This is a genomic window from Xenorhabdus sp. SGI246 (genome assembly GCF_040838225.1).
GTDB classification, from domain to species: domain Bacteria; phylum Pseudomonadota; class Gammaproteobacteria; order Enterobacterales; family Enterobacteriaceae; genus Xenorhabdus; species Xenorhabdus indica.
Genome location: NZ_JBFPEZ010000047.1, coordinates 34,578 through 48,041, shown reverse-complemented (window position 1 = coordinate 48,041; position 13,464 = coordinate 34,578). Strand labels below are relative to the sequence as shown.

Annotated in this window: 7 protein-coding genes; 4 read left to right on the top strand and 3 right to left on the bottom strand. The window is 45.2% G+C overall.

All coding sequences use genetic code 11. The annotated features are described in order from the left end of the window. Positions 1-48 precede the first annotated feature (48 nt). Positions 49-396 (top strand): hypothetical protein, encoded by a 348-nt coding sequence (locus ABLA85_RS11570; protein ID WP_367964244.1) that lies wholly within the window; start codon positions 49-51, stop codon positions 394-396. 523 nt (positions 397-919) lie between these two features. Further along, the gene (gene hda / locus ABLA85_RS11565) at positions 920-1,627 is read left to right on the top strand and encodes a DnaA inactivator Hda (protein WP_187649573.1); all 708 of its coding nucleotides are present in this window, start codon (positions 920-922) and stop codon (positions 1,625-1,627) included. Positions 1,628-1,703: 76 nt separating this feature from the next. Here hda and arsC read toward each other — a convergent pair whose 3' ends face one another. Together arsC and ABLA85_RS11555 are read right to left on the bottom strand one after the other, a co-directional pair. Then, positions 1,704-2,063: an arsenate reductase (glutaredoxin) gene (gene arsC, locus ABLA85_RS11560; RefSeq protein WP_367964241.1), complete on the bottom strand. Its 360-nt coding sequence runs from the start codon at positions 2,061-2,063 to the stop codon at positions 1,704-1,706. 11 nt (positions 2,064-2,074) lie between these two features. Continuing rightward, on the bottom strand, positions 2,075-3,541 hold the full coding sequence (locus tag ABLA85_RS11555; protein ID WP_367964239.1) for a M48 family metalloprotease: 1,467 nt from the start codon (positions 3,539-3,541) through the stop codon (positions 2,075-2,077). A gap of 158 nt (positions 3,542-3,699) precedes the next feature. Here ABLA85_RS11555 and ABLA85_RS11550 point away from each other — a divergent pair, with 158 nt between their 5' ends. Continuing rightward, positions 3,700-4,764, top strand: coding sequence for an AI-2E family transporter (locus ABLA85_RS11550; RefSeq protein WP_367964237.1), 1,065 nt, complete (start codon positions 3,700-3,702; stop codon positions 4,762-4,764). An 88-nt stretch (positions 4,765-4,852) separates the two neighbouring features. Here ABLA85_RS11550 and bcp read toward each other — a convergent pair whose 3' ends face one another. Next, positions 4,853-5,326, bottom strand: coding sequence for a thioredoxin-dependent thiol peroxidase (gene bcp / locus ABLA85_RS11545; protein WP_367964234.1), 474 nt, complete (start codon positions 5,324-5,326; stop codon positions 4,853-4,855). Between the two features lie 502 nt (positions 5,327-5,828). Between bcp and ABLA85_RS11540 the strand changes: the two genes are divergently transcribed. Continuing rightward, positions 5,829-13,454, top strand: coding sequence for a TcdA/TcdB pore-forming domain-containing protein (locus ABLA85_RS11540; RefSeq protein WP_367964232.1), 7,626 nt, complete (start codon positions 5,829-5,831; stop codon positions 13,452-13,454). Positions 13,455-13,464: the final 10 nt, after the last annotated feature.

The following is a 13,464-nucleotide window of genomic DNA, read 5'->3' as shown; positions in this document are numbered from 1 at the left end:
AGTTTCACTTATTTATTTAGTATTGCTAAAGATAAAGTGGGGAATAAAATGAAAGATACCAATATTATTACTTTATATATAGATGAATGTTTGATCGAAGAGTTTTATACTGAACTTGTTAAATTTCATATAGAAGTTGATCCAGTAATATCTCGTTCAGAGACATTCAACATTATTAAACCTACTCTCACTTTTTTTAAAGATAATTTAAGCTATCTTGATAGTATAAGAAGAGCATTAATAGCAATTTTGGGTGGTCGTAACTTAAAAATATCTATAGTTAAAAGTAATGGCAGCTCTATATCTATTGAGGGTGATTTAGATAAAAACGAAGTCACTGAACTTTTGAAAGAGGCTAATGCCTTGATAATTTCTACATCCGATAAAGAAAAATAAATCATTAGAGAAAACAATTCAGTGTAACTCATATTCATTTAGGATATGTCCTAATAATAGGATAATCATAGGGAGGAATCGCGCAACTTAAAATAATATAAGTTGGGTTTTATCTATTAAGATTTATTCTAAACTTATTAATAGTATAATACTCATAGTAAGAGCGAATATCCTTTCTTCGAAGTTTGTTGCGTATTCTTGCAAAATTATCATTGAGTATGTCAATAATCTTATCTAACTCTACCATGTGAGGATTCTGTTTATCTTCTCTTTCATCAAGATCTTTTGTGTGGAAAGGAATATGGCTCAATGAGTTTTGTGCAAATGTAGTCTGTGCCCGTCTGGTGACTTGTCTTAAGATGTTTTCAATTGCTTATTTTTTATTATATTAGAAATCATTGGCCGAAAAATAAAACATGACCAGAATGTATTGTCAACTATGTTTGTTATCGCTTTTTGTAGTAGACTTGGTTTTTATGGTAAACTCAGTACTGTTCGTTATCCGTTATCCATTCGGTTTGAGGTGCTTCTGAATACACCGGCGCAGCTTTCATTGCCTTTATACTTGCCTGATGATGAAACATTTGCCAGTTTTTTTGCAGGTGAGAATACGTCTTTATTAGCAGCAATAAAATTGGCTATTAGTCAGTCACATGGCAGTTATATCTATTTTTGGTCTCGCGATGGTGGGGGCAAGAGCCATTTACTCCACGCAGCCTGTGCTGAATTGTCCCAACAAGGGGAGGCTGTAGGGTATGTACCATTAGATAAACGTGCTTATTTTGTTCCAGAAGTTCTTGATGGTATGGAACATTTATCATTGGTGTGTATTGATAATGTGGAATGTATTGCAGGTGATCAGGTATGGGAAATGGCTATTTTCAATCTTTATAACCGAATTGTAGAGATCGGCCGAACCTGTCTTTTGATTACCGGAGATCGCCCTCCCCGGCAAATTAACTTAACATTGCCAGATTTGGCATCTCGCTTGGATTGGGGGCAGATCTACAAATTGCAGCCCTTGTCTGATGATGAAAAAATTCAGGCATTACAATTGCGGGCGAAGTTACGAGGGTTTGAATTACCTGAAGATGTGGGTCGTTTTGTGTTAAAACGACTTGATAGGGAAATGCAAACACTATTCAGGACGTTGGATGAGCTTGACCGTGCTTCTATTGTGGCTCAACGTAAGCTGACAATCCCATTTGTAAAAGATATCCTTGATCTTTAATCGTTGGGTCAGGAAGCAAAGGGTAAAAAAGTGATAGAGGTATTTCCCTATCACTTTTTTGTATATGCCAAAATAATTAATTGCCTAAAATTTCTTTAACTTGCTCTGGCGGACGTCCTAAGCGTGCTTTATCTCCTGCCACAACAATTGGACGCTCTATGAGCTTAGGGTTCTCGGACATTGCCTGGAGTAAGGATTCCTGTGATAATTCACTATTATCAAGTCCCAATTCTTTATAGAGCGTTTCTTTTGTTCGTATTAACTGGCGGGCATCGTTGAAACCTAGCTTTTTTAATAAAACAGCAAGTTGTTTTGCTGTTGGAGGTGTATCGAGATAATGAATAATTTCTGGTGTAATCCCAAGATCTTCAACTAACTTAAGCGTTTCCCGACTTTTTGAACAACGGGGATTATGGTAAAAAATAATATCTTGCATGTAAAAAAACCTCATTTCTCATATTGGCTATAACGTTGTTGCAGTTGGCGTAATTGATCAATGCGGGCATCATAACGGGCTTGATCATAACTATTTAATTTTACCAATGCACTGGCCTGGCTGAGATAATTGATAGCCATATCGAACTGTCCTTTTAATGCCATAATTTCTGCATAAGCTGCCAGTTCAGTATTACGTTTTCCTTGTTTACCCGCCGCTTCTGCCATTAATGACCAACCCGTTAAATCATCAGGATGGTTGAAGGTATATTGGAATAGCTGCTGTGAAGCTTTTGGATATTGTTTAGCCTGAATATAGACGTTAGCAAGATTAATTTGTAGCACCGGATCATTTTTATGTTTTTGAAGGGCTTGTTGTAAGCGGGTAATAGCTTGTGCATACTGTGATTGCTCAATATCAATATCTGTCATGGCATCAATAAACCATATATTATCTGGTTGCTCATCCAGTAATGGAGTCAGTATTGTTCTGGCTTCAGTATATTTTTTATTTTGGGTCAGGAAGAGAACCCGCCCGTAAGAGGCGGCAGTTTTTTCTTTTGCGGTTCCTTGGCTGTATTTGTTCAGAAGCTCCTCTGTATAGGGAGATTGTGTAGTCGAATTTATTGTCAGAATACGCACGCGGGCAAGCAGATAATCCTGTGATTCTGAGATAGATTTTTTGGAGTATTGATTGGCCCTGTTGCGGGCATCAGCTAAGCGGCTGTCGGGTAATGGATGAGTATATAACATTTCTGGCAGTTTAGAGCTGTACCGGGATTGATCCCCCAGAGTTTGCATGAAATTAGGCATCCCATAAGGATCAAACCCGGCCTGGCTCAATATCCGCATACCTATACGGTCTGCTTCTTGTTCGTTTTCACGAGTAAAGCTGATTATGCCTTGTGTAAAACCAGCCAGAGTACCACTTAATGCTGCCATTCCTGCTTGTGGATTAGCCATTAACAATAAGACAGCACCTAAGGTGCCAGCCCATGCCAGCGGCGATTTTCGTTGGATATCTTCCATCCGGCGGGCTAAATGACGCTGAGTGACGTGGGCGATTTCATGGGCCATGACAGACGCTAGTTCGCTTTCATTTCGGCTATAACGGAACAGGGCTGAGTGTAGTACAACATTGCCACCGAAAATAGCATACGCATTAATGTTAGGGTTATTGACGATATAAAAATGAAAAGGCGTTTTGACTGCATCTGCGTGATTTACTAACCGTTGACCTAGCTTATTGATGTATTTAGTTAATAGCGGATCGTAAATCAGTGGGGTTGCAGCACGTATTTGACGGATATAGAAATCACCTAATTCTATTTCTTGATTGATACTGAGCGTAGATCCTGCTGTTGTACCAATGTCTGGTAATGAATCTGCAACAGGTGCGGAAAGGGCCGGAATATTGCCAAAGAGTGTCAGACTAACCAATATCGCTATCAGGGGTTTTTTAGTAGATGTTTTTTTCATAAAGCGACTCTCATAAAACAGTGCTTATAAAAACACTATGTCCAGTTAGCTATCATTTTCAGGATACGTGTATGATAGCAAAGGGTAACTTAAAATCAGTCAGTCGTAAGCAATTTCAGTAAAATAATTGTTAAGTATTGTTATCAGGGAGTTTTTTTATGTTGGATATGATCATGCAATGGTATCGTCGCCGTTTTGCTGATCCACAAATTGCTGCATTATCATTCATTTTGTTAGCAGGGTTTGGCATCATTTATTTTTTTAATGGTATTTTGGCACCGGTTCTTGCTGCAATTGTACTGGCGTATTTACTGGAATGGCCAACAGTAAAACTGGAGAAATTAGGCTGTAGTCGTTCACTTTCTGTGACAATTGTATTAACTATTTTTATGGGGATTAGTGCATTGATTATCCTAATTGTTGCCCCAACAGTATGGCAACAGGGGGTGAATCTGTTTTCTGACCTGCCAAATATGATTAACCATTTTAATGAGTATGCTCATACTTTGCCTTCCCGTTATCCCGCTCTGGTTGATGCTGGTATTATTGAAATGTTTGCAGAAAACCTGCGTGGCAAGCTTTCCTTAGCAGGTGAATCTGTGGTTAAGTTTTCCGTGGCATCCTTGATTGGGCTGTTAACTTTTTCTATTTACCTGATTATTGTTCCTTTTATGGTGTTTTTCCTGCTGAAAGATAAAAATAAGATGGTTGCAGCATTACAAAGTATATTGCCACGTAACCACGGCTTAGCCGGGAAAGTATGGCATGAAATGAATCAACAGATTACCAATTATATCCGTGGAAAAGTGATGGAAATGGTTATCCTGACCATTTGTACTTACGCGGTATTTGCTTTCTTTAAATTGCATTATTCGATGCTACTTGCTGTACTTGTTGGCTTGTCCGTGTTAATTCCCTATGTAGGTACGGTGATTGTCACTCTTCCTGTCATTATCGTTGCATTATTCCAATGGGGTTTCGGAACAGATTTTTGGACACTATTTATCGCTTACTTAGTTGTACAAGGATTAGACGGAAACCTGCTTGTACCTATTCTGTTTTCAGAAGCAGTAAATCTGCATCCACTGGTTATTATTCTTTCTGTTATTATTTTTGGTGGATTATGGGGATTCTGGGGCGTTTTTTTTGCTATTCCATTGGCGACTTTGATCAAAGCAGTCATTAATGTCTGGCCAGAAGAAAAAGCAGAAGAGTGGTCATAGCGAACTTCGATAGTGTTGACAGTGCAGAAGTCCGCAAAAAATCCCCCATCTGGTTGGTGGGGGATTGTGTTATTAGCCCGTGAGTTTATCAAGATGAATGCTGTTTTAGATAATCCAGAACAATTTGGTGGTGGTCACTGGTTTTGAATTTATCAAAAACGTGTTCAATATTACCTTCTGGATCAATTAAAAAACTGATGCGATGAATACCATCATAGGTTTTTCCCATAAACTGCTTTTTACCCCAAACACCAAATTGCCCGGCAACCTGATGATCAACATCAGAAAGCAGAGTGAAATTCAGCATCTCTTTCTCGACAAAGCGGGATAATTTTTCGGGAGTATCTGTACTGATGCCTAATACTGTGACATTAATTTTTTCCAGCTCGCCCATCGTGTCGCGTAAGCCACACGCCTGAACAGTACAGCCTGGGGTCATTGCTTTGGGATAGAAATAAACTAAAACACGCTGACCGTTGAAGTCAGATAAGTTAATGTTTTCACCATCTTGGTCAGGAAGGCTGAATTGGGGGGCCTTATCTCCGGCTTTCAATGGACTCATCACGCATTCTCCGTTTAATCGTTTTTATTCAAATGGATTTTATACACTAATACTACTATATGTTCACTCATTAATACGTACTCTGCATCTTTCGAATAGCTGGCAACTGCTCCAATGGCTGGTACTGTGCATGGACCCATGAGAAATCGTTCTCTGCATCCTGTCAAGGACGAATAAAACATGCCCGCTTTGACCCCAGCACAAAGTGGATTTAGCAGATTAAAATTCATGGCAGAACGCAGACCGTATGAACCTTGCCAACTCTAATGTTAATAATGCTATTTTATTTTCAAGATATACCTGTCGTCTTTCAAGTTGCCTCTTTGTTGTCTTCACAAATAATCCAATTAATTTATATATGCAATTATTTGCTTAAATCGCAATTGATAATGGTTATTATTATTGATAATAATTATCAACACGGTTAGATATCTTTAGATATTTTGACTCACTTTCGCGATGCAAAGAGCTTCGCCCAAAAAACAGATAAAGGATTACTGTAATGGTTTATATGTCCAAAAACTTCAAAAAATTGCTCAATACTCTGATCGATCGGCAGATCAAGGCGGCGGGTCGCCAGACCGAATGGTTTAACATGAATGCCAACGAACGTGATGACTACATCAGGCAAGTAGGTGAGAAATTGCAAGAAATGCAGCAGAGCACCTTGAGTGTATTGGCTGCACAGTATTTTCAGATGCAGGATAACCCCGTTTCGATCGACGACCAGTTGCAGACGCTGCAACAAAGACGGCAGCAGATGAACAGCAAACCTGACACGCCGGCGATCAATGCCTACAAGCAACAACTAGATCGTGACATCCTGTTATACAGTCGCCAACAGACAGCCATGACGCACTTTGACAGCACTTGGGGCAAGGCTTTAGCCATCCTCAGTCCCGGTGGTGCCAAGACCCTGAATGCAGAGGCCTTGAAGGAGGATGCAGCGGGCAAGCAGGCCAGGTTGAATACCGAGATCAAGCGCCTGGAACAGAAACTGACCACACAGGTGGCCGACTCTACATTCAGCCAAAAATACGTGACGCTATTTTCCGAGCTGCAAGCTTACAAGGACGTCAATTCCCGCTACAACACCTTACTCAAGGCATCTTTTAAGGAAGAGGCTGCGGCCCTCGATGCGCTGACCAAGGTGCCCCAAGCTTCCGATGATCTGCCGGTAAATATTTCACTACTGATGATGGAGGAACGTCCTGGCTACATCCGCATGAACGTCGCTTTGGTCAATGCCAGTACTGATGGCCGCTTCAAGGACTTCTTTCTGGAGAACGGTAGGTTGGTCATTCCGACGAATGGGGTACTCAATTTCTCCTTCGGTACGGCCGCCCGCTCCCTGGCCTGGCAACAACAATACCGGCTTAAGAGTGAACCGCCATCTTTTCGCTCGCCGACCTATGCACCAATTCGTTCGGTGCTGGTCAAAACTGCATTCGTCGAGAAGTACTTCTCCAACTACCTGGTTTCGGAAAGTACCTTGCGCGAAGGTTTCAAGGCGCAGTTGCTGGATAATGGCCGCAAGATATTGCTGACCAACGTTGACCGTAAGGTGCCGAACCAGATTGGAATTCAGGTGTCTGGCCAGGCTTTGAATACCACGATCACCCGTGAGGTGCCATTGCCAGGCGCCTTGAGTGACCTGATTAACCAGAATGCTGATATCTCCAGCTTCCAGACTATCGGCCTGGAGGGGTTTCGCCAAAACAGTTACCATCCGGATCGTGACGGGCTTTTAGTCAATATCCATGAGCTGGAACGCTCGGTCGGTTTTGGCAATCGCCAGTACTTGCTGGAAATGCCACAGGGCAAAACCCCAAGCGAAACCTACCTGTCCGCAACGCCCTTTGTAGTGATGAGCGTTGACGGCGACAAGATCAGCAGTAGCCACTTGAGTAAGGCTCAGACCGCCGAATTGTATCAATACAACGCCGAATTTTTCAAAAAGCTGGATCAATTGCAAGACGATAGTGTGAAGGCCAGTCGTTTGTTTAAAGGCAGCAGCGAACGCACAGCGTTCGAGCAGCAACTGGTGCGTTTGCTCGAACGCAACCACATCACCCCAGCAGGGGTGTTGGAGTCGGAGTACACCTATGACAGAATGCGTGATATCAAGGGCAATAACTTGAACAAGGTGCTGTGGGAACAGGCGTTCGCTGCTTCGGTCTGGCAGAACGTCAATAACGACCCTCTGTTGTTCAGGTTGGCGGCGAGTTTGGTGAAGAACCCGGCTGTGATCAAGGTCCTGCAAAGTGGCTATGTGCAAAGTGACATTGCCCAGGCCAAGAAGCTGTTGGCGCCATTGTACGAACAGTGGCGCATTCAGGCTATCGAAGAGGAAACTCAGAGGGTCGCCAGCGCCAATGCAGCACAGCATCCAAGCAACCCGAAAATACAGGTTTTCGATCAGGTTGCGGTTGAGCGCCTGCTAGATGGCAAATTGCTCACCCTGTTATTGTCTGGTCCCAAAGGCCTTGAGAGCAGTGATATGCAACTGCGTCTGACGGTTAAAGAGGCACTGTTGAGTAATGAAGGTAGGAGCCTGCGCAAACAGGTCTTATTCCATGTTTTGCGTCCGGTAGCTGATGGCCTTTCCAAAGCCGCAGTCCCGTTCAATCGCCACGCCGAACTAGGTGCTGACAAGGTTATGATCAATAACCGATTGAATCAGCCTGACCCGTATCTGATCCTCAATACCAACCTTGAAGAGCTGGCGTATCACGATGGTTCGTACCTGATCAAGGACGATAAGTACCGCAGCTACAACCAGTTCCGTCCTGATCCTAATAATGACGCCACCCGTTACATGAATGATCTGGACACCCCGTTTGTAGGCGGGATTTCCGGGACCACCCAGACCGTCAGCAATGCCTTGCCGGAATTGTTCGGTGGCGCATTGAGTACCAAGGAATATTGGCAGTTCCAGATGGTCAACGCGGCCTTCATGATCCGTAATGGCTATCATTCGTTCTTTGAAACCTTTTATGTCGCTGCGCGTTACGAGCCGAAGAGTGCGGACAGTATCGGCAACGACATGTTACAGATGTTCGACAAGTACCGCGCTGAAGGTAAAAAAAAGGCGTTGCAGGGTGAACTGTATGACGGAGTGATGGCACGAGTCTTGCCGATCATCAATCAGGGTTTGCCAGAGGCTAATCAGTTCCATTCCCCGCGTTTTACCCGCTTTGGTCCAATGCTGGTGCCACTGGAACAAGAGGAAGGTCGCTACCATCATAAATCAGAGGGCATTGCTCCGTTCGATGAAAAACCTGTCAGTAATTGGGAAAAGCCTGTAGTTGAGCCTCTCCATGAGGGGGGAATGTCCCGCTTTGATGGTCAGCTAATTATTCAACTTGAAAACGATCCTGTAGTCAGAGAAGCGGCAGCAAAATTGGTGGGAAAACACCCTGATTCAGTACTGGTGCAGTTGGATGCTCAGGGCCAATACCAAGTGGTTCATGGTGATCTGGCTATCCTGAAGGATAAAGAAAAAATCCGCTGGCAACTGGTTGGTCATAGCCGCGATGGTGGGGATAAACTTAATCACCAGACGTTGGCCAAACGCACTCCGGCAGCGCTGGCGTCACAACTTAGCCAGTTCTGTACAGACTCCGGCGTTAAAATGCCCCCTGAACATATCAGTATGGTGAGTTGTTCACTGGCTGGTGAAGACCAGCAGAAAAGTTATGCGCTAAAGTTTGCTCAGTCACTTGATCAGCGTATTCGTCCACTTTCTGTTAAGGCTTATACCACTCAAATTACTGTTAGTCCTAAAGGCCGGAAACAACTCGTGGAAAACGGTAATAAAGTCACGCTTGTTTTTAATCAGGAGAATGGTGTATGGACGAAAACAGTAACGCCAGGTAAATCAGTCCTTACAGAGAATATGGTTAATCCGCCACTGGGAAACAAAACGGCTCCGCTTCCAGACAATGTGCAGATTGACATCCGGCTGCTGGAAATGCTTAACCGTGCAGAGGATTTTCAGCAGGCCACGCAGCATCTATATAGCAAAAATGCACTGTCCGCAGAAGAGTGGTTGCCAATACTGGGCAGTCTCAGGGAGAGTGAATCCCTGTCGGGAAGTTATTCTTTACAGTTTATTAATAGAGCACGGCCTGGGCTTCCTCCCCAGACATTCACGACGGATGACCGACGTATTATTGATTTTATTCATTCTTATGATAAAGATCTCGATACAGTCAGCAAAACTCACGAGTATACCAAAGGGAAACTAACCCTGCGCCCAGGTATCCCGGAAGCAGACGCTGTTCACGGACTGAATGCCGCTTTTATGATTAAGACTCTGATCCCTTGGTTTGCCGATAGAAACCGCACCACCGTAGCCAGTGATAAGGTGCCTAATGCGATGCCCAATACGTTAGAGAGCGCACTGCGGGTGCACACTTACGTTAACCTGACGCAGATGGCTCATGGTCTACTGGAGGACGGTGCTAAACTCGCCAATTTGTACAGGGCAGTGGTCAGTGAAGGCCGGGGAGTGACCAGCAGCCTGTTTTCATCGCTCTCCCATGTCAGCACTGGTGTCGGGGTGGGGTTAAATATCTTCAGTGTGGTACTGGATGGCATAGAACTGGCGCATGCGCAGAATGAATCCCAGAAGGCGGTTTATGGTACACAACTGGCATTTGACAGTGCTGGCCTGGTTACAACCGGCGTAGGTATTGGTGCCGGGATCTTCGGTGCCCCCATTGTTGCTGGTTTTGCCTCCTCGCTGGCAGTACCACTGGCTGGTTTAGGTATTGGTTTTACGGCTCTGGCCGAGGCGTTCGGCAGGGTAGCCAGTGATGCACAGGCGGTAGGCAATTATTTTGCCGATCTGGAAGCAGCTTATCAGCAGGGTGGATACCGACAGGCGGAAAAAGTGGCAAAAGATGGCAGCCGTTATAAGGTAATGGAGCCGATCCCCGGAGCAGTGATCCGTCAGCTCGATTTACGCCACGGTCACCTGACTTTTGACAGTCAATATCTCTATCGCAACGACCCGAAATATTCATGGGGCTCGGGTAGGAGTAATTACTTTTTCTGGTGGCCCGGCAGAGCGGCTGATACTAATAAAAATCATGCAATTAATATCCGCGAAGGCATCGGTCATAAACAGGCGCAGGTCAGCTTCCATCCTGGAAGCAGCGATATCCTGATTCTGCCATTTACCATAAAGTCCTACATTAATTACGAATATATGATCCTGCCCTTCGTCACTGCCCGCAACGATCGGGGATTTGATGTTCTGCGACGACTGGAAGAAGATGGACGATTTGATTTTGATTTTTATGCTTTTCCCGGAGAGCGCGTAGTACGCCGTATAAAGCCAGAATTTGTTGCGACGCCGGTTGACATCATTCTGGATGATGAAGACCGGGATATTGTCATTCAGCAGTTGCCGGAGGATGTTCACGGGTTCTTGTCCTACCGTCTGACCGGCGGGAAAGGCAAATACCGTATCAGCTTGCAGGAGGGGGTTTCTCTGTCCTTACAGGGAAATACTGATACCCACTGGATACTGGATGCCCGTCATATCGGCTCTAATGTTAACCCCCGTCTCAGCAAAGAAGATAACAGACAACGACTGCATATCGGCAATATAAAGATAACCCTGTCTGAAGAATCGGATAATATATCCCTGATAAATAATGCAGGGATATTTTCTGTCGAGCAGAATAAAAAGAATCAGTGGCAGATAACAGAGAGCGTAACGAATGCGGTGCAGTTTAACAGCCTGCAAGCGTTGCATGATCATCTCAGGCAGTTAAGCAATCATGAACATCACAACAGGCCATATTTAGTGGTGGAACACTACCGGCACTCACCGCAAAGCCGTCCTGTTGGCCGCGCATTCTATGAGACCGGTCGTGATCGTATGATTTACACCAACGTCCCTGACGCCGCCGATTTTCTCAGCGATGCCGAGCTGGCGAAAGTTGAGGGTAATAAGGCGTGGTTTTACCGGGATGCCACGCTCTGGCAAGTGGATATTGCCAGTGGCGAAGTTCTGCGACAGTATCTGCCGATAAAATTTCCGGGGAATGATCAGGAGAAAATCAGCAGTCATGTGATGCAGGGCAATGACCAGCTCTGGTTTGTGGTGGAACGGCAGCTAGATGAAGGCCGTATTTCGTATACTTATAAGGTGGCAGAGGAAACGTTGAAACTGGTAGCTGTTGACGGAAATACAGCCATGCTGGCTGGTCTGGATAAAATCAGTGAAAAAAACCTCGTCTCGCTGCCCGTTCTTCTCGATTCCAGTGACGGAGAGTTTAATGGCCTTCTGTCACCATTGGCGGCGAATCAGTGGTTCACCGGCGATCTCTGTGTGCCGGAACGTCAGGTTAAAGGCAGCCCGGCGGAGGTGATCAGCCTTTCTGGGCGAGTAGCTGGTATAGATAAACATTACTGGTTACAGACTGATGGAAAACAGCCGCAAAATGTGGTCAGAATGAATCGGATAAATCCGGATCAGGAGGATGCCAGCATCCTGGCTGAACTAAAAAAGAAAAATTCGGATTTACAGGCCCTGACGGCTGATTTCACCCTCGTTTTCACTACGACTGGTGATAAACCGGGTTATTATTTTTACAGCCATCAGAGACATAGTCTTTATTTTCAGCAGGATAATGGCTTGTCCGGCACTCCGGCCAGCAAGGTGGCTGTTGACGATATCAGATCCGTATCCATAGCGAACAAGCAGTTGGTTGTACTTTCCAGTGAGGGGATGCTGTGGCTGGCAGATGATCAGGGCAGTATCCGTCTGATCGGGGTGACGGCAGACTGGCTACAGTTTCAATCTCACCAGAAGGCTGATAAGGAGAGTCTGACAGCCGCACTGAGTCAGTTGGTGCGGGATAATCCAGATCGGTTAAGTACCCTGCTGCTGTTGGGGTTGCAGGATAGCAACGGAAAACCAATCAGTGCCTGGTATGACAGTACGGCAGGTCGGGTAGTGCAAGGTGGAGTTGGTCTCATTACAGAACACACTCTGACTTATCTTGGTTTAGCGGAGGATGGCAGTCAGGCATGGATTTTTGACACCGATAACCATCAGTTATATCGTCAACCACTGTCGGCGGAATCTGACCTTAAATTGAGTGAAAAGCGGGTGCTCTCTGAGGAACCTGCCGCAGCGGAACCCTGGCTCCGGGCCAGCCATCAATACCGCAGTGTGGTTCGTCAGGGCAATACACTCCGGCTGGAAACCCCGGACGGCGCGGTCTTACTGTTATCAGCGGATGCCAAGATGACAGACCGGCCAGTGCTGATTGCCTGGCATGTACAGGGTCGCCCGGACAGTCAAATTGCCTCAGCCATTATGGCGCTCAGGAATGAGGTTGAATTACCACAAGCCGTTAGACTATTTTCTGAACGTGGTTATCCTGCGTGGTTCTTACCAGAAGAAGGGAAACTGCTTCGTTCCAGTATACTTAACTCGAATCATATTCTGCATTACTTGGGGCAAGTCGCCGGGCAGGAGGCCAGTTATGTCCATGACCAGACTACCGGAGAATTGTGGCAAGTGAGCCAAGTCAGCGAAGGAAAGTCTACCCTGGTGGGGAATTACCGTTTTGTTAACCGAACACCGGAGAGTCTGGTGTTGCAGGTGGGGCAGGTTCCTTTGGAGGGAAAAATCCGGCTGCCGCAACTGGCAGGCACCGATCGGCTGCCGCAACTGGCAGGCACCGATCGGCTGGCTATCACTGGACGTTCAAAAGAATCGTATTACTGGCTGTCCCCTTCCGAGGCGCTGACTCATTACCGGCATATCACGATAGATGATCGGGGTCAGAGTTCAGCTATCCGGTTTTCTGATACTTGTATAGCCAACCTGTCACTCTGGCGCAGTGACGAAAATCTTGTGCTGCTTCATCAGGCATCAGAAGATACCAGTATATGCATTGTCAGTATTGAACAGGCAGCACAGCGCTACATGAGGCTTGAAAGCACCGGAGCTATGACGCTGAAGAAGATGAAGATAATTAACTTACTGAAAAGAATGTCCAAACTGACGGTATTAAACCCCGATGTTAGCTGTTTCGGATTGGTATCAGAGGAAGGTGAGCTCAGGATAAAACCCGCTGAGTGTACAGAGATGCTAGAGTAGTTTTCACATC

Bases quoted from the DNA above. Each gene is read 5' to 3' on its own strand.
- bcp (WP_367964234.1), bottom strand. From the start codon at position 5,326: ATGAGTCCATTGAAAGCCGGAGATAAGGCCCCCCAATTCAGCCTTCCT.
- arsC (WP_367964241.1), bottom strand. From the start codon at position 2,063: ATGCAAGATATTATTTTTTACCATAATCCCCGTTGTTCAAAAAGTCGG.
- ABLA85_RS11540 (WP_367964232.1), top strand. From the start codon at position 5,829: ATGGTTTATATGTCCAAAAACTTCAAAAAATTGCTCAATACTCTGATC.
- ABLA85_RS11555 (WP_367964239.1), bottom strand. From the start codon at position 3,541: ATGAAAAAAACATCTACTAAAAAACCCCTGATAGCGATATTGGTTAGT.
- ABLA85_RS11570 (WP_367964244.1), top strand. From the start codon at position 49: ATGAAAGATACCAATATTATTACTTTATATATAGATGAATGTTTGATC.
- ABLA85_RS11550 (WP_367964237.1), top strand. From the start codon at position 3,700: ATGTTGGATATGATCATGCAATGGTATCGTCGCCGTTTTGCTGATCCA.